At 49.2% G+C, this 19,969-nt stretch carries 18 protein-coding genes; 2 read left to right on the top strand and 16 right to left on the bottom strand.

Annotation, left to right across the window (positions count from 1 at the left end; all coding sequences use genetic code 11):
- Positions 1 to 80: 80 nt before the first annotated feature.
- The gene (locus J2Z70_RS26285) at positions 81 to 1,223 is read left to right on the top strand and encodes a family 8 glycosyl hydrolase (RefSeq protein WP_209878075.1); all 1,143 of its coding nucleotides are present in this window, start codon (positions 81 to 83) and stop codon (positions 1,221 to 1,223) included.
- Between the two features lie 946 nt (positions 1,224 to 2,169).
- Here the strand turns inward: J2Z70_RS26285 and J2Z70_RS26280 are convergent.
- The 5 genes from J2Z70_RS26280 to J2Z70_RS26260 form a co-directional block, all read right to left on the bottom strand.
- Complete coding sequence (locus tag J2Z70_RS26280; RefSeq protein WP_245368526.1) at positions 2,170 to 3,789, bottom strand: response regulator transcription factor; 1,620 nt, start codon at positions 3,787 to 3,789, stop codon at positions 2,170 to 2,172.
- Positions 3,776 to 5,572 carry a sensor histidine kinase gene (locus tag J2Z70_RS26275; RefSeq protein WP_245368525.1) on the bottom strand — a complete coding sequence of 599 codons (1,797 nt, stop codon included), beginning with the start codon at positions 5,570 to 5,572 and terminating at the stop codon, positions 3,776 to 3,778. The genes J2Z70_RS26280 and J2Z70_RS26275 overlap by 14 nt, the downstream gene beginning before the upstream one ends.
- A gap of 51 nt (positions 5,573 to 5,623) precedes the next feature.
- Positions 5,624 to 6,511: a carbohydrate ABC transporter permease gene (locus J2Z70_RS26270; RefSeq protein ID WP_051478002.1), complete on the bottom strand. Its 888-nt coding sequence runs from the start codon at positions 6,509 to 6,511 to the stop codon at positions 5,624 to 5,626.
- Positions 6,512 to 6,558: 47 nt separating this feature from the next.
- Complete coding sequence (locus J2Z70_RS26265; RefSeq protein ID WP_036724972.1) at positions 6,559 to 7,458, bottom strand: ABC transporter permease; 900 nt, start codon at positions 7,456 to 7,458, stop codon at positions 6,559 to 6,561.
- A gap of 72 nt (positions 7,459 to 7,530) precedes the next feature.
- On the bottom strand, positions 7,531 to 9,258 hold the full coding sequence (locus J2Z70_RS26260; protein ID WP_209878070.1) for an extracellular solute-binding protein: 1,728 nt from the start codon (positions 9,256 to 9,258) through the stop codon (positions 7,531 to 7,533).
- A gap of 169 nt (positions 9,259 to 9,427) precedes the next feature.
- Here J2Z70_RS26260 and J2Z70_RS26255 point away from each other — a divergent pair, with 169 nt between their 5' ends.
- Positions 9,428 to 10,207 (top strand): helix-turn-helix transcriptional regulator, encoded by a 780-nt coding sequence (locus J2Z70_RS26255; RefSeq protein ID WP_209878068.1) that lies wholly within the window; start codon positions 9,428 to 9,430, stop codon positions 10,205 to 10,207.
- A gap of 179 nt (positions 10,208 to 10,386) precedes the next feature.
- Here the strand turns inward: J2Z70_RS26255 and J2Z70_RS26250 are convergent, their stop codons facing one another.
- From J2Z70_RS26250 to J2Z70_RS26200, 11 genes are all read right to left on the bottom strand, one after another.
- Positions 10,387 to 10,875 carry an LURP-one-related/scramblase family protein gene (locus tag J2Z70_RS26250; protein ID WP_209878066.1) on the bottom strand — a complete coding sequence of 163 codons (489 nt, stop codon included), beginning with the start codon at positions 10,873 to 10,875 and terminating at the stop codon, positions 10,387 to 10,389.
- Between the two features lie 13 nt (positions 10,876 to 10,888).
- Positions 10,889 to 11,599 (bottom strand): succinate dehydrogenase/fumarate reductase iron-sulfur subunit, encoded by a 711-nt coding sequence (locus J2Z70_RS26245; protein ID WP_036724987.1) that lies wholly within the window; start codon positions 11,597 to 11,599, stop codon positions 10,889 to 10,891.
- Between the two features lie 16 nt (positions 11,600 to 11,615).
- Positions 11,616 to 13,271: an FAD-dependent oxidoreductase gene (locus J2Z70_RS26240; protein ID WP_209878064.1), complete on the bottom strand. Its 1,656-nt coding sequence runs from the start codon at positions 13,269 to 13,271 to the stop codon at positions 11,616 to 11,618.
- Between the two features lie 53 nt (positions 13,272 to 13,324).
- Positions 13,325 to 13,861 (bottom strand): hypothetical protein, encoded by a 537-nt coding sequence (locus tag J2Z70_RS26235; RefSeq protein ID WP_209878062.1) that lies wholly within the window; start codon positions 13,859 to 13,861, stop codon positions 13,325 to 13,327.
- Positions 13,862 to 13,890: 29 nt separating this feature from the next.
- Positions 13,891 to 14,562, bottom strand: coding sequence for a 4'-phosphopantetheinyl transferase family protein (locus tag J2Z70_RS26230; protein ID WP_209878060.1), 672 nt, complete (start codon positions 14,560 to 14,562; stop codon positions 13,891 to 13,893).
- A 58-nt stretch (positions 14,563 to 14,620) separates the two neighbouring features.
- Positions 14,621 to 15,694 carry an ABC transporter permease gene (locus J2Z70_RS26225; protein ID WP_209878058.1) on the bottom strand — a complete coding sequence of 358 codons (1,074 nt, stop codon included), beginning with the start codon at positions 15,692 to 15,694 and terminating at the stop codon, positions 14,621 to 14,623.
- Positions 15,695 to 15,765: 71 nt separating this feature from the next.
- Positions 15,766 to 16,899 carry an ABC transporter permease gene (locus J2Z70_RS26220; RefSeq protein WP_209878056.1) on the bottom strand — a complete coding sequence of 378 codons (1,134 nt, stop codon included), beginning with the start codon at positions 16,897 to 16,899 and terminating at the stop codon, positions 15,766 to 15,768.
- A 29-nt stretch (positions 16,900 to 16,928) separates the two neighbouring features.
- Positions 16,929 to 17,852: an ABC transporter ATP-binding protein gene (locus J2Z70_RS26215; RefSeq protein WP_209878054.1), complete on the bottom strand. Its 924-nt coding sequence runs from the start codon at positions 17,850 to 17,852 to the stop codon at positions 16,929 to 16,931.
- Positions 17,830 to 18,678 (bottom strand): thioesterase II family protein, encoded by an 849-nt coding sequence (locus J2Z70_RS26210; RefSeq protein WP_209878052.1) that lies wholly within the window; start codon positions 18,676 to 18,678, stop codon positions 17,830 to 17,832. The genes J2Z70_RS26215 and J2Z70_RS26210 overlap by 23 nt, the downstream gene beginning before the upstream one ends.
- 20 nt (positions 18,679 to 18,698) lie before the next feature.
- Positions 18,699 to 19,184 (bottom strand): hypothetical protein, encoded by a 486-nt coding sequence (locus J2Z70_RS26205; protein WP_209878050.1) that lies wholly within the window; start codon positions 19,182 to 19,184, stop codon positions 18,699 to 18,701.
- A gap of 4 nt (positions 19,185 to 19,188) precedes the next feature.
- Complete coding sequence (locus tag J2Z70_RS26200; RefSeq protein WP_036724996.1) at positions 19,189 to 19,959, bottom strand: hypothetical protein; 771 nt, start codon at positions 19,957 to 19,959, stop codon at positions 19,189 to 19,191.
- Positions 19,960 to 19,969 lie beyond the last annotated feature (10 nt).

Raw genomic sequence — 19,969 nt, 5'->3', positions numbered from 1 at the left:
TATCTGGAAAACGCTTTAATCTCTATACTGCCGCTTATGATATACTTGGGCAAAATAAAATTCACCTGGAGGATGTTATGATGAATACTACAGAGGGCTCTTTTTACACAGGGGAGTACAGAAATCTGTTCCTTGAGAACGGACTGCGTCCGGAGGCGATTCAGCAGCGGCTGGAAGATACCTGGAACGAAATGTTCTACGGCGCCCCTGATGTCCGGCTCTATCATACTATGGATGAGGATAAGGGTTATATTGTAGATACAGGCAATACCGATGTGCGCACAGAGGGCATGTCCTACGGGATGATGATGGCGGTTCAGATGGATAAAAAGGAGGAGTTCGACCGGCTCTGGAATTTCGCCAAGGTATTCATGCAGCATACGGAAGGCCGTTACAAGGATTATTTCGCCTGGCACTGTAAACTGGACGGTACACGGCTGTCTCCCGGTCCCGCGCCGGATGGAGAGGAGTTCTTCGCGATGGCACTGTTCTTCGCTTCCCGCCGCTGGGGTGACGGAGCCGCGCCGTTCAATTATTCCGAGCAGGCCAGAATTATTCTCCGCGCTTGTGTGCACAAAGGAGAAGACGGGGAAGGCCAGCCGATGTGGGACCCGGAGACCCGGCTGATCAAGTTCATCCCGGAGACTCCGTTCAGCGATCCCTCCTATCATTTGCCGCATTTCTATGATTTGTTTGCGCTGCAAGCGGATGAAGCAGACCGGGCGTTCTGGAAGGATGCCGCTGCTCGGAGCCGGGATTACCTGCATCTGGCCTGCCACCCGGTTACCGGGCTGTCGCCGGAATACGCCAACTATGACGGAACTCCGGCGGAACCTCAACCGCATGGCGACTTCCGCCACTTCTTCAGTGATGCTTACCGGGTCGCCGCCAACATTGGGCTGGATTATGAATGGTTCCGCTGCGATCCTTGGCAGGTAGAGCAGTCTAACCGCATTCAGGCTTTCTTCCGCGATATCGATCCGGCTGATTACCGGCGGTATACCATTGACGGTCAGCCGTTCGACGAGCCTTCGCTGCATCCGGTCGGCCTGCTATCCACTCTGGCCATGGCCTCGCTTGCCGCCGATGGCCCGGATGCCGGGCATTTCGTCAAGCTATTCTGGGACACCCCGCTGCGCACCGGAGAACGGCGGTATTACGACAACTGTCTATACTTCTTCACCATGCTGGCGCTGAGCGGGAATTATCGGATTTACTTATAAAAGAAACTAACTAAAGCTGGCCTCACTGTCCTCCATTGGCCTACTTCTGGCGGGGCAGATGGACTATGTAGAGTGAAATCAGGGGCACTTGTGCTCCTGATTTGTTCATTTAGCCGACTTCTGCTGGAATCAGGGGCACTTGTGCTCCTGATTTGTTCGTTTAGCCGACTTATGCCGATATAAGGGGCACTTGTGCTCCTCGTTCGTTCATTTAGCCAACTTCTGCCGATATCAGGGGCACTTGTGCTCCTCGTTTGTTCATTTAGCCAACTTCTGCCGATATCAGGGGCACTTGTGCTCCTGATTTGTTCATTTAGCCGACTTCTGCTGGAATCAGGGGCACTTGTGCTCCTGATTTGTTCATTTAGCCAACTTCTACCGATATCAGGGGCACTTGTGCTCCTGATTTGTTCGTTTAGCCAACTTCTGCCGATATCAGGGGCACTTCTGCTCCTGATTTGTTCATTTAGCCAACTTCTACCGATATCAGGGGCACTTCTGCTCCTGATTTGTTCATTTAGCCGACTTATGCCGATATCAGGGGCACTTGTGCTCCTGATTTGTTCATTTAGCCAACTTCTGCCGATATCAGGGGCACTTGTGCTCCTCGTTACTCTAATACCTTCCCTTTCATTTCTCCATCCAGCCGACTTTTGGCTGCATCAATGGGATTTATCCCTTTCATTTCCCCATCCAGTCAACTTTCAGTTGCATTAATGGGATTTATCCCTTTCATTTACTCTCCTCAACGAACAATCGCTCCCCCGGACGATGGAGGCAACGCCATCCATCCCGAAGGAGCGACTATATCTTCCTCTAATATTTCTCATCCAATGTATCTCATTCTTACGTCTCTCATCCTGTCGCTCTCACCCAATGGACCTTCCCCGTTATCTCTCCCCTGCTCCACCCTCGCTCGTGGCCGCCAGCCACGAGCGCAGGACATTTACCCGCCAACCACATCCATACGGTATTCCTGCGGCGTGGTTCCGGTCCACTTTTTGAATACGCGGGTGAAGGATTGCGGGGTGACGTAGCCGATTAGCGAGCCGACCTCCGCCACTTTCAGCTCCCCCCTCCGCAGCAGCTCCTTGGCCTGGCGGACGCGCATATCCTCAATATACTCGGACAGATTGATCCCCCGTTCCTGCTTGAACAGGCGGGACAGATAGGAAGGATTGAAGTGGATCACATCGGCCAGACGGACCAGCGACAGGTCCTGGTCGAGATTCTCTTCTATATATATGCAGATCCGGTCGATAACACCCGCCGCCCGCTTCTGCTCGCCGCTCCTGCGGACAGAGAACAGATTCCCGGCGGTGTCCTCCAGATAACGGAAGGCTTCTCCCCATGTCCGGTGGACCTCCAGCTGCATCAGCCCGCTTGCCCCGATCTCCTGGTCCGCTTCCCATCTGTTCGTATACGACATGAGCATCAGAGCAATGGTGTAATACAGCTCAGTCAAATAAGGGTTGCCCCGCGTGCATTCCTGCCCCGCAGGTTCAGCCATCTCCCTGAACAGCCGGAGGAATTCCTCCTTACGGCCCGCCTCCAGATGTGCAGCCAGAGTCTCCACCTTGCCCTGCATGAACCGGTCACGCATGGTATCCGGCGCCGCCGCTTCATTCAGCTGCACCTTCTGCACCATCCGCTCTCCGTCACCTGCCCGGTAATGCTGAACCTGCCTCGCTTTATCGTACACTACCTGAAGCCTGGACCAGGCAGACTCCTCCGCACTGAGAGTGATGGCCATCCCGACCTCCAGCGATTCCCTGCACGACTGCTGAATCAGCTCGAAGGTGCCTTCCAGAAATTTAATCATTTGCTCCAAATCCTCCGGCTGCGAAGCCTCTCCCGTCCCGTCCGGCTGAATCAGCCAGATCAGGTCACCGTACCGGTCGATAACCCCAAGGCTGACCGTCCGCTCCTTCAGCAGCTTCTCCGACAAGAACTTCACCGCAAGCGCTGTCTCCCGGCGGTCCATATACGTGCGCGAGGATTCAGGATCACTGATGCTGCCCAGAGCGATCAGCACCGGCCGCGAAGCATCAAGCGGAATGTTCAGACGGACGAAGTCCCCGGCCATATCCTGATCCGCCTTGACGCTGTGAATGAGATGGCGGAAATAATCGCCCTGTGCCAAGGTCTCCAGCGTGTTCAGCTGCTCCTTGGATTCACGGATCAGATCATTCACCTGCATGGTGTCGTTCAATTCCTGTAGCGCACGCATCACTGCTTCAATCAGCTTCGGATAACCTTCATTCTTGAGCACATACTGGACGCCCGGAGCCTGAATCGCCTGGTAGACATAATTGAAGTCGCTGTGTCCGGTCAGGAAGACGATTTTGCATTGCGGCCAGCTCCGGCGGATATGCTCCATCAGCTCCAGCCCGTCCATCTCGGGCATGCAGATATCAGACAGGACAATATCCACCCGGGTACGGTGCAGCAGATTTAGCGCTTCACGGCCCGAGTAAGCCTTGTAGATGTCCAGCTCAAGCTCCATTTTGCCGAAAATTACCGCCAGTCCATCTGTGATAATCTCTTCATCATCAACGATAAGCATCCTGTACATCAGCATTCTCACCTCCAGCTCTAAGCAGGATGGTTACCCTTAGTCCGCCCAGCTCACTCCGGTCCGCCAGCAAGCCGCTCTCTTCCCCGAAGGTTATGCGGATGCGCCGGTGAATGTTCACAAGGCCGGTGGTCTCCGCCTGCTCCTGATAGACATTAAGGGACTCTTTCAGTTGCTCCAGCATGTCATCGCTCAGCCGGTCCCCGTTATCCTCAACGATAATGCGGATATCCGGGCCTTCCTGCGCGAAGCGGACAATGATCAGGCCCTCCATGGCTTTCTTTTCCAGGCTGTGCTTGAACGCGTTCTCAATAATCGGCTGCACAATCAGCCGCGGAACGGGCACCTTCTTCAGCTCCTCCGACAAGGCATCGAACCGGACCCCAATTCTGCGGGAGAAGCGCATGGCCTGAATCTCTGTATACATCCTTGCATGGTGAATCTCCTGCTCCAATGACACCAGATCGGAAGCGTTCCGGGTGACAAACTGGAAGTATTCCCCCAGCATCGTTGTAAGCTGTTCGATCCGCTCGGTATCGCCGGTCTTCGCCATTGTGTTCAGAATGAAGAAGCTGTTGTACAGAAAATGCGGGTTAATCTGTGATTGCAGCTGCTTCAGCTCTGCCCGCTGGGCCATAATCTTCTGCTTGTACACCTGGTCGATCAGGGAGTGCAGATTGCTCACCATCTGGTTGAAGCGGCTGTACAGATAACGGAATTCATCCTTCGACTCATGCTGGATATGAATGTCCAGATCACCCTGCTCCATTCTCCGGAAGCTCTTCACCAGCGTCAGCATCGGCTTATGAATGAACTTGTAGGTCGATAGTGCAAAAGCAATGATGATGGCAAGCGCAGCCACGGCGAACACCCAGGCCCAGGTATAGAATTTGCTCAGCGGATTCTTGATAATAGCCTCCGGGATGATCCGGTAGATGGACAAGCCAAGCTCCTGTGAGCCGGTCTGGACGATATAATAAGGCGCACCTGCGATCCTCAGCCTATCCCCGGAGGCCACCGCGCGGATATCCCGGGCATACTGGGACGGTTCCGCCTGCGACAGCTCGCCGGTCATGCTGTAGAGCGCGAATCTCGCACTATCGGAGAGCAGCAGCGTTCCACTGCCGGGATACGTATTGAATTGGCCCAGCGCCGCCCGCAGCTCCTGGGTGTCCAGCTCAATCTCGACCGTCAGCAGCGGCTCCGCCCCCTTGATGCCCCGCTGCTTCATCGCACTAAGGTACAGGCCGCCATCCCACTCAATCACCTGGGAACGGCGGTCCCCGAAGACCGAGCGGATCTCGCGGAAGCGCTTCAGTTCAATCTCACGCACGCCGCCAACTGATGATATGGTCCGGCCTATAGTCATGATATGAACCCTGACGTCCTTGATATACGTGCTGCTGTTCTGCACGATGAACAGCCGCTTCATCAGCGAATTCAGATTCTCCGTGCGGTCAATGGTCGGCAGCGTCTCCCAGGTCAGAGCCAGCTTGTTCAGATCCTCATCCTCCAGCAGACTGTATTGCAGCAGCTTCATCCGCTCGATCTCATTCTCCATATCATTTAAGTAGAAGACGGTTTGCGCACTGGCCGAGCTTCGGATATCGCTGCTGGCCGTTTGCACAATCCACTGATACAGATAAGCGGCGAAGACAAGAATAGGCAGCATAATGAGCAGAAAGGTCACAATCAGCCGCAGAAATATCGTATTGCGCAGTGAGTAATCCTTTTTGAACAACAGTCCCAGGCCCCCAGCAATCATTTTCACCATTATAGCCTGAATCCGGGGAGAGACGCAGGCATATGCATAACTTCCGGGAGGTTAACCTTTGACACTGCCGAGTACAATTCCCTTCACGAAATATTTCTGCAGGAACGGATAGGCCAGAATAATCGGCAGGGAGCCGAGGAAGATCTGGGAAGACTTCAGCGTCCGGTCCGAGATCAGCGCCAGATCAAGCATGGCATCACGCGACATATTCGACAGGTTCTGCTGGATCACTATCGTCTGAATATAGCTCTGCAGCGGATAGTTGGCCGGATTCCCCATGAGCAGCAGGCCGTCGAACCAGCTGTTCCAGTGCTCCACCATTGAGAACAAGGCCAGTGTAGCCAGCGCAGGCTTGGAGATCGGCACGAAGATAGACCAGACCGTCCGGAAGTGGCCGGCCCCGTCAATCAGCGCCGCCTCTTCCAGCTCCTTCGGAATCTCCCGGAAGAAGTTAAGCAGCAGCACCACACTGAACACAGGAACTGCGCCGGGCAGCACCAGCGCCCAGATGGAATCCAGCAGGCCATACTCCTTGAGCGTGGTATACCAGGGGATCAGCCCGCCGTTGAACAGCATCGTGACGAAGAAGGCCCAGGCATAGACGCTGCGGAACCGCAGAGCGTGTGATTCCTTGGATAGCGGGTAGGCCACGAGGATCGTCAGCAACAAGTTCAGCGGCGTCCCAATCCCGATCCGGGTCAGTGATACAAGCATTGACTGCCAGAATTCTGTGCGGCTCATCGTATACATATACGAGGCGAAGGTGAAATCTACCGGCCAGAGCCTGACATACCCTGCGGAGGCGGCCGCGCTGGAGCTGAAGGACACCGCTATAATATGAATAAGCGGGAGGATACAGAGCAGTGAGACCAGAATGAGAAAGGTGGCGTTCAGCACCGATATCCCGTCGAACTTTTTTGAACGGTGAACAGTAGTGATGTCTGTCTGTTTAGGCGTAAGCGGTTGCTGCAAGGGTACTCCCTCCTCTAAAAAATCCGGTATTTGGCGAAACGGTAAGCCAGGAAATACGAGCTGGAAATTAAGGTAAGCGATATGATCGATTTAAAGAAGCCGACGGCAGTCGCTACGCCGTATTGTGCGTCGAGCAGACCGATCCGGTAGACGAAGGTATCCAGGATATCCCCGCTTTCATAGACCTGCGGACTGTACAAATTGAAGACCTGATCGAAGCCCGCATTCAGCAGTTGACCCAGACTGAGTACCGACAGCAGGACGATGACCATGCGTATGCCCGGAATGGTAATATGCCAGGTCTTGTGCCACCGGTTCGCACCGTCAATGGTAGCTGCTTCATATAACCCGGGATCAATGCCCGTTATAGCCGCCAGATATACAATCGTGCCGTAACCGAAGTTCTTCCACACATCCGAAGCAATCAGCGTGAAGGGGAACCAGTCATTGTCGCCGAGGAAGAAGATCTTGGAGACACCGAACCATCCGAGGAATTCATTCACAATCCCGCCCGATGGAGACAGAATATCAATCAAGATGCCGCCAAGCACGACCCAGGACAAGAAATACGGCAGATAGATCGCTGTCTGTACGGAACGCTTGATTACATTACTGGCCAGCTCGTTCAGCAGAATCGAGAATACCAGCGGAATAATCAGGCCCAGAATCAGCTTGAGACTCGAAATAAACAGCGTATTCCACAGCACCTGTGTGAAGCTTGGCAGGTTCATCACATATTCGAAGTTATCGAGGCCCACCCATTTTTGATCCCCGAACAAGCCCTTGGCAGGGATGAATTTCTGGAATGCAATCATGACACCGGCCATTGGGACGTAGGAGAACAGAATGATCATCACCAGTCCCGGCAAAAGCATCAAATGAAGCGGCAGTTCTTTTCGCAGTTTTGTTCTCATCGTTATCCTCCACATCTGCAGGCAAGAATGGAATGGAGGAAGAAAAGGTCGTTTTCTTCCTCCAGTAGCGCCTTATTTCTTAGTCGCTGCGTACCATTCGTTGACCTCTTGCGTAATTTGATCGCCGCCCAGCTTCTTCCAGTCCTTCACGAACTGGTCGAACTTATCGATAGGATCACCCAGTATGATTTTGACAAACATTTCATTCTGCTGCTTCTCAAGCGTTGTCTTGCGCTCAACCATGGTCGGAGTCGGAGCGCCGACGAACTTCTCCTGAATGAACTGGTCATTCTTGATATATTGGTCAGCTATGCCCATGGAGCCCTGCTCGCCATAGATCCGTTCCCAGCCCCATAGGGCGAAGCCTTCCGATGTGCCTGAAGCATACGATTCCAGCTTCTCCTGGATGGTCTTGGCTTCCCCCACCAGCTTCGAGAAGTCACCGGCCTTGCGGGCGGCATCAATCTCACGGAACGCGTCTACGTTCTTCGTGACCGGATATGGCGTAACCGGAGACAGCTGCCAGACACTCTCCGCTTCCGGCGGTGCAAAGTATTTATCGAATTCGGCAGTCTCGCCCCAGTTCTTCTCCAGATGCAGGTTGAACAATTTGATTACCGCTTCCGGATGGGCAGCGCCCTTCTTGACTGCGAAGAAGCGGGTTGTGCTGAACTTCAGCGGCACCTTCGGCGTGTCACCCGATTCCGAGACAATCGGGAAAGCCTGCCACTGGGCTTTGGGATCATTGTCACGGTTGAGCTGCAGCGGCCAGATGGAATTCCACTGCTCGCCGTACTCCATCCCGATCTTGCCGGCTGAGATCAGCTCCGAGACCTTGCCGCCGTCCTTCACGCCGAACTCCTGATCCAGCTGCCCCTTCTTGGCCATATCCTGCAACACCTGAAGCGCTTTCTTCACTTCCGGCTGAATACTGCCGTAGACCAGCTTGCCGGTTCCGTCATCCAGCCAGATATTCGGATAGGCATTATACCCGGCCATGAAGCCCTCCAGTCCCATCGCCCCGCCCCACAGATCCTTGGTAATGCCAAGGCCGTAGGTATCCTTCTTGCCGTTTCCGTCGGGATCCTTATCGGCGAACGCTTCAGAGATCGCCAGGACATCCGCCATCGTCTTCGGCGGCTGCATACCGAGCTTCTCCAGCCAGTCTGTCCGAATCCAGATATACATCGAGCGTTCAATGGAGGATTCCAGGCTCGGAATTGCCATCAGCTTGCCATCGAAGGTCGCGGCATCGAATACACTCGTGCCTTCTCCCGACAGCACCTTCTTGGTGAACGGGGAAGCATACTTCTCGTACAGTGCCGTCATATCCTCAAGCTGGTCCGAATCGGCCAATTGCTTCAGCTGGGTGGCGTTGACCGGCGTTACATCCGGCAGATCGCCGGAGGCCAGGGTGACATTGATTTTCTGCAAATATTGATCCGAGGTCTGGCTCCCCTTCACAATCCAGTTATATTTGATCTTGATGCCGAGCTGATCCTCATACAACTTGGTCCAGCGGTTATTATCAATCGTCTCGTCCTTCAATACGCCAAGCACGTTATTCTCTACCACATCGCCCAGATCTCTGACGAACGACACCTCAATCGGAGGATCGTATTTGCCGAGCGGACTCTCATCTACAGCTGCACTTGGCTTCGGATCATTACCGGCTGCCGCTTCCTTGCCGCCGTTACCGGATTCCAGCTTGCCCGAGCAAGCGGACAACAGCAGTGCAGACAACAACAGGATGGAAGTACTCTTCAGTAAACTCTGACCTTTTCTTGTACCTGTGTTCATAGTCAACCCCCAGTTCAATTATTGTGGTCTTTATTTGGTTACGCTTTCATTATGGGGGAGGTACCTATTTATTTACAACGCTCACATTTTTACTTCACTTATCCGGCATTGACAAAAACACAAAAAAACCATGCTATAATTAAGCATGTTTGCCGGGAGGAGGATGGAAATGGCCCTTATTCACTATGTCGAGTGCAATACAACACACGCTTCGAATTTCGTTGTAGATGTTCCAGCTGGTGCGCATTGGCTCCTGGTCATTACCAAGACTCCGGCGCTATTCTGGGTGCATGGCGGACTCAAGCAATACCCTGCGCACAGCGTAGTTCTCTACCAGCCGCAGCAGAAGGTCTATTACCAGGCCTGCACCGGCCAGTTCATCAATGACTGGATTCGTTTTGAATCAAGTGAGCCTTATATTACGGAATCACCGCTTCCCTTGGGCATTCCTTTTGCGCTTAGCGACCCTGACTATTGCCAAAAGCTGCTTGAGCTGCTGGCCAGCGAGCATCATATGGGCGGGGACTGTAAAGCCTCTTCCATCGATCTGCTCCTGCGCGCACTGTTCAACAAGCTGTGGGAATCCTATTTCCAGGACAATATTACCCCGCAATATTACAAGCTGCTGAAGCTGCGCACGTCTATTCAGACCAATCCCGGGGAGTACTGGACCGTAGCCAGGATGGCCGGTGTGCTGGAGATCAGTTCAGGCTATCTTCAGAATATCTACAAAAAAACCTTCGGACTCTCCTGTATGGAGGATGTCATTAACAGCCGCATCCGCATGGCCAAGGAATACCTCATCCACAGCACAGAGAGCATCGCTGATATCGCAGCACGGTGCGGCTATCCGAATGTGGAGCATTTCTGCCGGCAATTCAAGCAGGTGACCGGGTATACACCGAGAAATTACCAGCGGCAGGCCAAGGCCGGGGCTTCGCCGCCGTAACTCCAGAGCCTATCGGGGCTTCCGGCCGTTGGGCGGACCAGTCATAATACTTGCCGACAAACGGCCGCCAGCACTTGGCCAGCACCGGTGCGAACTCGTGATCTTGCAGCACACCTTGCCGGTTCATGTCAAAAACCCTCTCCGCCCGGAGAGGGTCTAATTGAAAGGATTGTTAATAGCTACTGATTAGAAGACGAGGCTTCATCACTCTTCACACAATCAATGGCGACTACTATCGCGATGATGATTGCCTCCAGCTCCTCATTCCATACTTGCACGCTGTAGCTGTCGCCCCAGGTGAACCACTTCTTGCTCACTTCCCCGACGACCGCCCCGCGCTGCAAGACCTGGAAATCCATATCCCACCAGTTCCCGTGCACCTCAATATCCGCCGAATCTATCGAATAACGCGCCTTGAAGAACGACAGCTCCTTCTTAATGGTGAGCACCTCACGGCCATCCGCTTCCACGAAGAACTTGGGCAGGAAGCTGAACACCTTCTTCGTAATCTGTGCTACTTCCCTTCCGCCTGCATTCATAATCGAGAACGTCTTCGGAATCCGCATGAAGCTGCCCTCCACGTAATACACATCCTGTTCCCGCTCATCCTTCACCGTGAACTTCTCGCCTATGCTGAATACCTTTTGCTTGATGTAGAGTTGTTTCATGGTGTGTCCTCCGCTATCGTAGTTTGGTAAACATGTTCCACATTCCCCAGACCGATACTCTATTCATTTTGGAGATCGCCTCCACAATCGGAATGTCCATGGGGCAAACTTCCTGGCAGGCAAGAGATTTGGAACAGCCATCATATACTCTTTGGGTATATTGTTTTTTATAGGCTTTGTCCTCACTTAATAAGGTCAGATTAGTCATCGACATCGCGGAGGACATTCCAGTAAATAACTCACCCAGGCTGTAATTGGGGCAGACCTCCAGACAACTGCCGCACATCAGACATTGGGACACTTCATATTGCAGCGTTAAATTGGCGGTTCTAACCTTTGCCGGTTCTTCCAGCCATAGCTTCATGTCCTTCATCACTTCGAACATTTGACTCCGGTCCACTGCCAAATCGCTTATGACCGGGAATTTACTTAGGGGATGAATCGTAATTTCATTGTTCTCTTGTACCAGATCATCGCAAAATAATTGGCAGGACAGTACCGGCTTCTCGTTCACCACCATTGCACACGCTCCGCACAGCCCCTGTTCACAGCTGCAGTCAAAGCGGATTGGCCGTTCTCCCTCGTCCTTTTCCAGCATTTCACTATTCAGATTGTTAATTAGAGTCCCAATGGATACATGTAATTCACCCGAGTATTCAAAGCTCTGCCAGTAGGCTTCCTTCGCCCCATTTTCCTGCCGCTTGATATTAATCCTGATACTCATAGTACTGCCTCTTTTCTTAATTAAACTCAATGCAGATACTATTATTCAGAAATACTGCATTCGTAGATTTCTTGAATTGTGTATCATTTTTTTCACTATAATCGATTCTCTGATGTGCCCCCCGGCTCTCTTTTCTGGCCAATGCCGACTCAACCATTCCCCTTGCCAATAAAATATTGGCTGATAATGTTTTGTATTCATAAAAATGATGATGATACCAGGACTCTGCGGTGTCGTTGTTCATTTCCTCCAGCCTTTTTTTGGCTTCCAGCAGCTGTCTCTCTTTTCTATATATACCCATGGCGCCATACATAAGCTCTGATAATTCTTGTTTGATCTGAACATAGCCTTTTATAGAAGTATTCGCCCTCTTTTCCCAATGCTGCAGCTCCTGATTTGCTGTCTCCAGCTGCTGTTCACCTATTTTTTCTGCGGCAGCTTTATCCATTGGGCCGACCAATAGAGAGCTTTCAGCTGCAACCCATCCTCCACAAATCGCGCCTAATAACGAATTTCCGCCCAGTCTGTTGGCCCCGTGATATTGAGCGGAGCATTCTCCTGCGGCAAAAAGTCTCGCTAGATTCGTGGTGTGATCCTTATCCGTCTTGATTCCCCCCATAAAGTAATGAATCCCTGGAGCCACTGGAATGGGTTCCTTATACGGGTTAACGTTTAAGAATTTCGAACAGATGCTGACAACTTCGTCTAACTGTACATCAATAATTTCCGGGGACAGATGAGAGACATCCAAATAAACCTCCTGGCTCCCGTTAATGCCCAGCTTCATCTCATTGCACACTTTATAGATACTCTGACTCACCACATCACGCGGCATTAATGCCCCATATCCCGGAAACCATTCCTCCATGAAGTACCAGGGCTGCCCCTCTCTGATGACGTACAATCTTCCTCCGACGCCACGTGCAGCCTCCGTAATCAGCATACGTTTGGAAGGGGTATGTACCGTCGTAGGATGATATTGAATCATCTCCAGATTCGAAAATTCGACCCCTTGTTCAAGCAGCATTCCCGCAGCATAGCCATCATTTAATCTGGAGCCGGTAGTTTTTCCGAAAACGCCATTCGGCCCTCCGACGGCCATAATCACAGCATCGGCAACCAGGCTTTGCAGTTCGTTCGTGTTTTCGTGCAACAGAACAGCACCCGCACATTCCTGACCCTCTATTAATAGGGAGTGGAATCTCCAACCCGTCAGCCGCTTGATTTGGCCAGCAGCTTCATATTTCCGGCATTTAGCTATGATAGCTGTGGCAATTTGTTTACCGGTACGCGCACCGGCGTAGGCAGTACGTTTCTTTTTTTGTCCGCCGAAATTCCGTAGATCCACTCTGCCCTTCTCATCCCGGGTGAAATTCACACCGATTTCTTCAAGCCAGCGGATGATCTCCGGAGCCCTCTGTACCAGATTAGCCACGGCTTCAGGATCATTAAGATCACTGCCTCCCCGCATAGTATCCGCAAAATGCTCATCTACCGAATCATTTTCTTGCTTGGTATTCAAAGCAGCATTAATTCCGCCCATGGCCATTACAGACTGTGCTCTCTCTGAATACGCCGGTGACACCAAGGTAACAGCTGCTCCTTCTTCCACAAGCTTCAGCGCTGCCGTCATTCCGGCCAGGCCACTGCCCATTACAAGTATATTCTTCATCCGAATGCTGACACTCCTCTCTCTCCCTCAGACAACAAGGTTCACCCGGCTGTCTATGCTGCCCAGAACATAATTTGGGAACCCATATACATCACCAGCACCAAGGCTAAGAAGACATAGGTCCCTCTGATGAAGAGCGGGTAATTTTCCCGTTTTTTAATGACTCCCATGGATATAAAGAGCTTGGGCACGCTGATGGCCATATGCAGACCTACAGTTAAGAGAAACAAAAACTCTGCTGAAACATAAATAATATTAAACACAGTCCCGTCTATCCTTTTACTTAATTCAATCACCAGGATATGCACCAATAAAAATATCCCTGTGAAAATACCTGTTGCGGACTGGATTACAGTGCCCATATTGAGCTGCGGATATTGCTTGGCCTGTTTATCCCTTTGGCGATTTTTCACCATCAGGAAGATAGCGGAAAGCATATGGACGGACATGACAATGGACAGAATGCCGCCGATGGTCATATGAATATATCCATACGGCATGATTCCTGCGTAATAGATACAGGCCACTATAAGATGTATCAAAAAAAACAAAGTGCTTAATGCTCCGGAAATCGCAACTATTTTCTTCATGCCAGGGACTCCTTACCAGATTTTATCCATTAACTTTCACTCTTAATGTAGGCTACAAGGTCATGAAGTGATATTTTTTCCATATGGATATGATCAGGTGTGCTTACGCAAACGGCAAGCCTGTAATTATCCTGTAGCAAGTAACGGTGAAAATAAACTGTATGGTCTTCTTGGGAGCAGAGCTGTACGGATTCTCCATTAATCATGAAATAAAATGAGTTCAGCGGCTTACTTAGCCCGACTCCCAAAAACTTAATATAACTTTCTTTTAACGTCCAGAAATCATACAGCGAATGAGCCTGCTCTCTTATTTCCCGAGAAATGATATCCTCATATTCTTTGACATGGAAGAAGCGTTTAGCAATATCCAGGTCAATGTCCCGAATTTCTTCAATATCTATTCCAATATCCTCAGTATCCAATCCGCAGACTACATACTTTCCAGAATGAGATATATTGTAAAATATCTCATTCTGATCCTTTACATAAGGTTTTCCGTATGAATTTTTGTCAAATTCAATGTCTTTCATCGTTACTCCAGTTTTCTTCGCGATCATGAATCTGGCCAGCACTTCCCCGTACAATGTTCTTTTTCGATCTGCCTCAAATCTGAATTTGTGTATAGCTTCCCTTTTGTCAGAAGCACATGTGCCCAGTAATGTCTGATAATCTTCAGCACTTATGGGGTCTTCGATATTCATATAATAGAGTTCTGCCATAGTTATATTCCTATCCTTGTCTAGTTGAATTAGTTGCCACTTAGGAAAGACTTCTGAATTTCTTTTCCCGCTTGCTGGTTATGATTACCGACACGGCTAGAATCACCGCTGCCATTCCGCCAAGTAAAAACGCGTTTCCAGCTATATCTCCCAAGGTTAATCCTTGCTGTAAATCCAGAATACTTCCCATTGCCCATCTTGCCGGTGAAATATAGGAAATGGCATTGATTAATTTAGGAAACAGCTCCACCTGAATAAAGCAGCCGCCCAGGATAACAATCAGCAGGTTCGCAAAATTGCAAATCATTGAAGCCGCATCCGCCTCTTCCGTAATGGAAACATAGAACGTCCCCAAGGAGACCGCCACCAACGCCGTCAGGAAGAGAATCAGAAACAGCACACCGGGCTCCACGCCAATGGAGGTATTCGTGAAATATTCCATGCTCAGGACTGCGGCCAGGATTTGAAAGGCGACGATGACCAGATTACAGAGTACATTGGACAGATAATACATCCATACTTTGGCCGGAGAGAGGAAGATCCTGGCGTAAATATTGCGCTCCCTATCCGTATTGATTACATTCGCTATAGCTGATGAATTGAAGAAAATGAACAGGATCAAAAAACCGACAAAGATATTGGAATTGTTGTATTCCGTATACAAATCGTTAAGAGAGTTTTTCTCCACAAACTCAGAGCTGGCGATATAATTGCCTACCGCATTCTCGAATACAGCAGCATCCCCCCCAGAAATCTTGCCCAAGTTACGTAAATTCAACAAATGATTCTTGAGGATGGCCTGTAGCAGGGTATAGACGTTCTGCTCTTCATTTCCTTTCACTACTAGCTTCTCGATCGAATTATTTAACAATCCATTCTGGAATCCGCTGCGGATGACCAAAGCCGCATTGATTTTATTACTTTGAAAATTAGCCTCCACTTCATTCTCATCCATATAGAAGACCTTAATGCCCTCAAGACCGCCGACAATTTGGGTTACGGCTTCCGAGGCCCGGCTATGATCCCCATCCGCAATGCCTACGTTAACAAAGGTTGTGGAATAGCTGACCAGCTTACTGGCAATAATCAGGACGATGATCGGAGTAATGGTCATTAACAGAAAAGAAATCGGTTTATGCATTATCGAAATTCTTAAGTTATTTTTTATTAATGCATAAAATGTTCTCATGCTCTTAATTCCTCCTTCTTTTCTTTAGCAACCACAATAAAGAGACAGATGAATATTAAAAGGAGAAATATGGCAGAGCTTACCCAGATAACTTGACTATCCTGCGCGTAGACACTTTTGAAAATGCCGACATTCACCCATCTTAACGGGGAGACCAGCAGGATCTTGCCGAAAACACCGCCCATATCATAAGGGAAGGGGGTATACGATCCCCCGAGAAAGGAGAAAATCGGCAGGATAATCACAGACAGAATCACATCCACTTTGCCGCGGGCTTTTAATAACTGGGCCAATAACATGCCGAGCGCCACATTGAATATGGCAAATAAAACGATATACAAGTACATGAGCACAGAATAATTGCCCCAGTTTACTCCCAAGTATGTGATAGAGAAGATAAAGGCTGGAATGAACACCGCTAAGGCAAAAATGGAATACGCAGCCAACGAAGCGAAATAATACTTTACCCTGCTAAGTCCTGTAAGTAAAATTCTCTCTTTGATTTTGGTTCTTTTATCCGTAAACAGATCCCCAATGGGAATCAGCATCATATACATCACCATAAGCGTTAATTCCACCACTCCATAATAATCATAGGAGCTCATGGCACTTTTGGAGGGAATCAGCTCTACAGGCACTTCATACGTGGCATTATCCGCGCCAATCAATTCAATCGCTTTTTCCCCGTCTATTTTATAGGCTTCCTTAACCGTCTGAATGCTGCTGGCCACGCTGCGGAATAAGGCTACCACTCTCGCTGTATTTAACGGCTCCGATTCATTTCCGTAGACCAGGATCTTCTCCTTATCCAGGTGCACGAATACTTTTTTGTTCACCCGCGCCTCTTTTTTTCCTTCTTTCTCTGAGTCGGTGTAGCCCATTTTGATCCCGTAATCTTTTTCGATGGATACAGAAGCTGTGGTTAAGGCATCAATAACCTCGGCTGCCATCCCTTCCGATTGATTGAGCAACGCAACGTCAACCTTGGTCAGATTTGATTTATCGGAGAAAGCACTCGTTAGAATCGAACCGATCAGAATCATTAAAAAAATAGGGAATATCATCAAGAATAATAACCACTTTGGATTTCTGATTTGATTTTTAATGATTTTCTTTATGATCTGAAACATATGATCTTCCTTTCCTCTAGACTCTATGGTCAGTCGCGTAATTTGCGCCCTGTCAATGTCAGGAATACGGTTTCCAACGTAACATCTGTGGTGCCGATACTTCTGATTTTCACATTTTTGCTGTTTACGTATGCAATAATTGCATTCAAATTATCATTTTCTTTTAACGACTCCACCTGGATCAGGTTGTCATTGATTTCCACATTAACCACGCCATCAATATGGGAGATCGCTTCCTTATCCAGTTCAAGAGCATCATCAACGGTTAACTGCAGAGATTTCTTATCACTGATCAGATCTGTTAATTCTTTCTTTGTACCCGAAGCAATGACCTGGCCTTTGTCAATAATGGCTATGCGATTACAGATCGCTTCAACTTCCTCCATATAATGTGTTGTGTAGACAATCGTCACGCCTTTCTCATTTAACCGCTGGACAGACTTCAGGATGTGGTTTCTGGACTGCGGATCAATCCCGACCGTTGGCTCATCCATAATAAGAATCTGCGGTTGATGGACCAAAGCAGTGGCAATATTCAATCGTCTTAACATCCCGCCGGAGAATGTCTTCGCTTTTTTACGTTTGACATCGGACAGGCCGGTGAATTCCAAGGCTTCATCAATTCCATTCTCCAATCCTTTCCCCTTCAGTCCATACAGTTCACCGAAGAACTTAACGTTCTCATACGCAGTGAAATTGTCATACAGGGCAATGTTTTGCGGGACAAAGCCAAGCTTTCTTTTCTCATCCTCCACCTTATTTCCGAATAGCCTGATGTTCCCCGATGTCGCATGCAGCAGGCCGCATACCAGATTAATCGTGGTACTCTTGCCGGCTCCATTCGGGCCTAACAGACCAAACACCTCTCCTTTTTCGATGGTCAGATTGAGTCCGTTTACTGCTGTATAGTCACCAAATTTTTTGACCAGGTTATCGATTTGAATTACATTCATCTTTCATCCTCCACTCTCTATGAGTTTGATCCGTAAGCTTATTCCCTATATCCATTAATTTATTGCGCAGATGGAACAGAAGCATATTGGGATTATCCATGAAATAAAAATGGTTCCCCTGGAAGAGGGTGAGTGCGTATTTTTGGGTGGTGTATTTCTTCCATCCCTCTAGTTCTTTCTTAGTAGCAATGCTATCGCGGTTCCCGCCATAGATATCAAATGACACCGGGACGGCTTGCGCATTCTCAGGATTATACGTTTCACACATTTTCATATCTTTTCTAAAGGTAGGCAGGATTAATTCCAGAAACTCTCTGTTTTCACTGAAAGCGTCCGGGATTCCGCCAAGACCGATGATAGTATCCATAAATTCAGCGTTTCTTTTCAGATATAATTTGTCATTTCCGTCTTCGGTCAGACTCTCCGTGAACTTGTTCATATAGTTGGGTGCTTTCATGCTTGATATAATTACATATTCCGGTAAGTTAAGCCCCTGTTTATATATTTTTTGCGTCAGCTCATAGGAGACCAGCCCTCCCATGCTATGACCGAACAACACGTAGGGCACATCAGTGTACTCTTTCATTTCCTGGAGCAATAGATCTGTAAGTATATCCACATTATCAATGGCCGGCTCCGTTATTCTGGCCCCTCTGCCCGGCAGCCTGACCAAGCAGGTCTCCACATCTCCCGGCATCTGTTCTTCCCAATGCAGGAAGGTTGACACATCCCCGCCCGCAGGAGGGAACAAAAACAAGCGTAATCTGATTTCGGACTTTTCCGCGTTTCTTTTGAAAAAAAACCATGGTTTAACCTCTTGTTTCATGTTACCCTCCACTATTCTCATTAAGCTGCAAAATTCAGATAGGTGTTAAGGGTATGGAATACCCCAAAGGTAATGGCGATCCCCACTCCCAAATGATCCCCCAGCCATTTCTCTGCTAAAGCGAAATACACGGACGGGAAGACGGACATCCCCATGAATACGAAAAAAGTCCCGCTGATCAAGGTATAGTCCATCCCGCCCGCAAAATAACGAATCCATAAAGCGTAATAGAGCAGTAAAAATACGGCCATTCCAAACACATACCTGCTTTGCAATGACGGGGAGCTTTTATTTACGCGGAAAATTAATACAAGCATAAGTAACACTTGGCTAACACGTTCAATATAACTAATGATTTCAACCCTGTTGGCGAAGACCGCCGCAGTTCCGGCAGTTCCGTTAATCGCAAATGCGTAAAATAGCAGATTAGGAAGCAATACCAACAAAAGAATAATAAGGCCCTTGAGAGAAAATCCGAGCCTGTTTTTAGTTACGACGGGTTGCATGCGTTTATGCCGCACTCTTTTTTTGCTCCAGCAAGGTAGTCATGCTTTTTTCGAACTGCGCTTGATTCTTTCTCATATCAAAGAACATCCAGATGTGATACACAGCCCCCATAATACCGCCGAGGAGAGCCGTAATCTGCATAACAGTCATCTGACCGCCATCGAAATAAATGATTGTGTCTGTCATGGCAAAAACCATGGTGATGATCAAATCCAGTCCGACGATAATGCCCAAGATGTTGAGCTTGGAGGAGAAAACCTGATTTCTTTTGGCCAACAGCGAAGTTACCAGATACCATAATCCAAAGCCGCCAAACATCCAGATAAAGTCAGGGTCGAGCGGGAAAGCTGCTACTTCCAAGGCTACCCGGTACATTTCATTGCCTGTGGAATACAAAGTCATAACCTTCATAATAAAAATTTCTCTCATCCACTCCAAGGACAGCAAGCCGGCGCCGCCATAACCAACAATGGTTACCCATTTGTAAAAGCCTTCCCATTCATAGCTTTTGGATCTCAATGTTGAAACTGCTGCCGATATCCAGTAGATGGACAAGAAACCGATCGCTACGAAGATATATCTCCATAAATGCGGAATAAACGGATGGGCGGCAATTTGCTCATAGAATTCTGTTCCTCTGTATTTCTCCGCCGGATCAATAGGCATCAGAATACCTATTCCCACATAGAGCAAGCCTATGAGGAGAGAGACCCACATCCCGCTAGTGTACAGGCTCATTTTTTTTGCTGTCATTACATCCAATCGTTCCTTCATCATTGTTCCT

It is taken from the genome of Paenibacillus silagei (genome assembly GCF_017874735.1).
GTDB lineage: Bacteria > Bacillota > Bacilli > Paenibacillales > Paenibacillaceae > Paenibacillus_AQ > Paenibacillus_AQ silagei.
The sequence above is the reverse complement of the archived record's forward strand: the minus strand, read 5'-3'. Positions and strand labels throughout refer to the sequence as shown.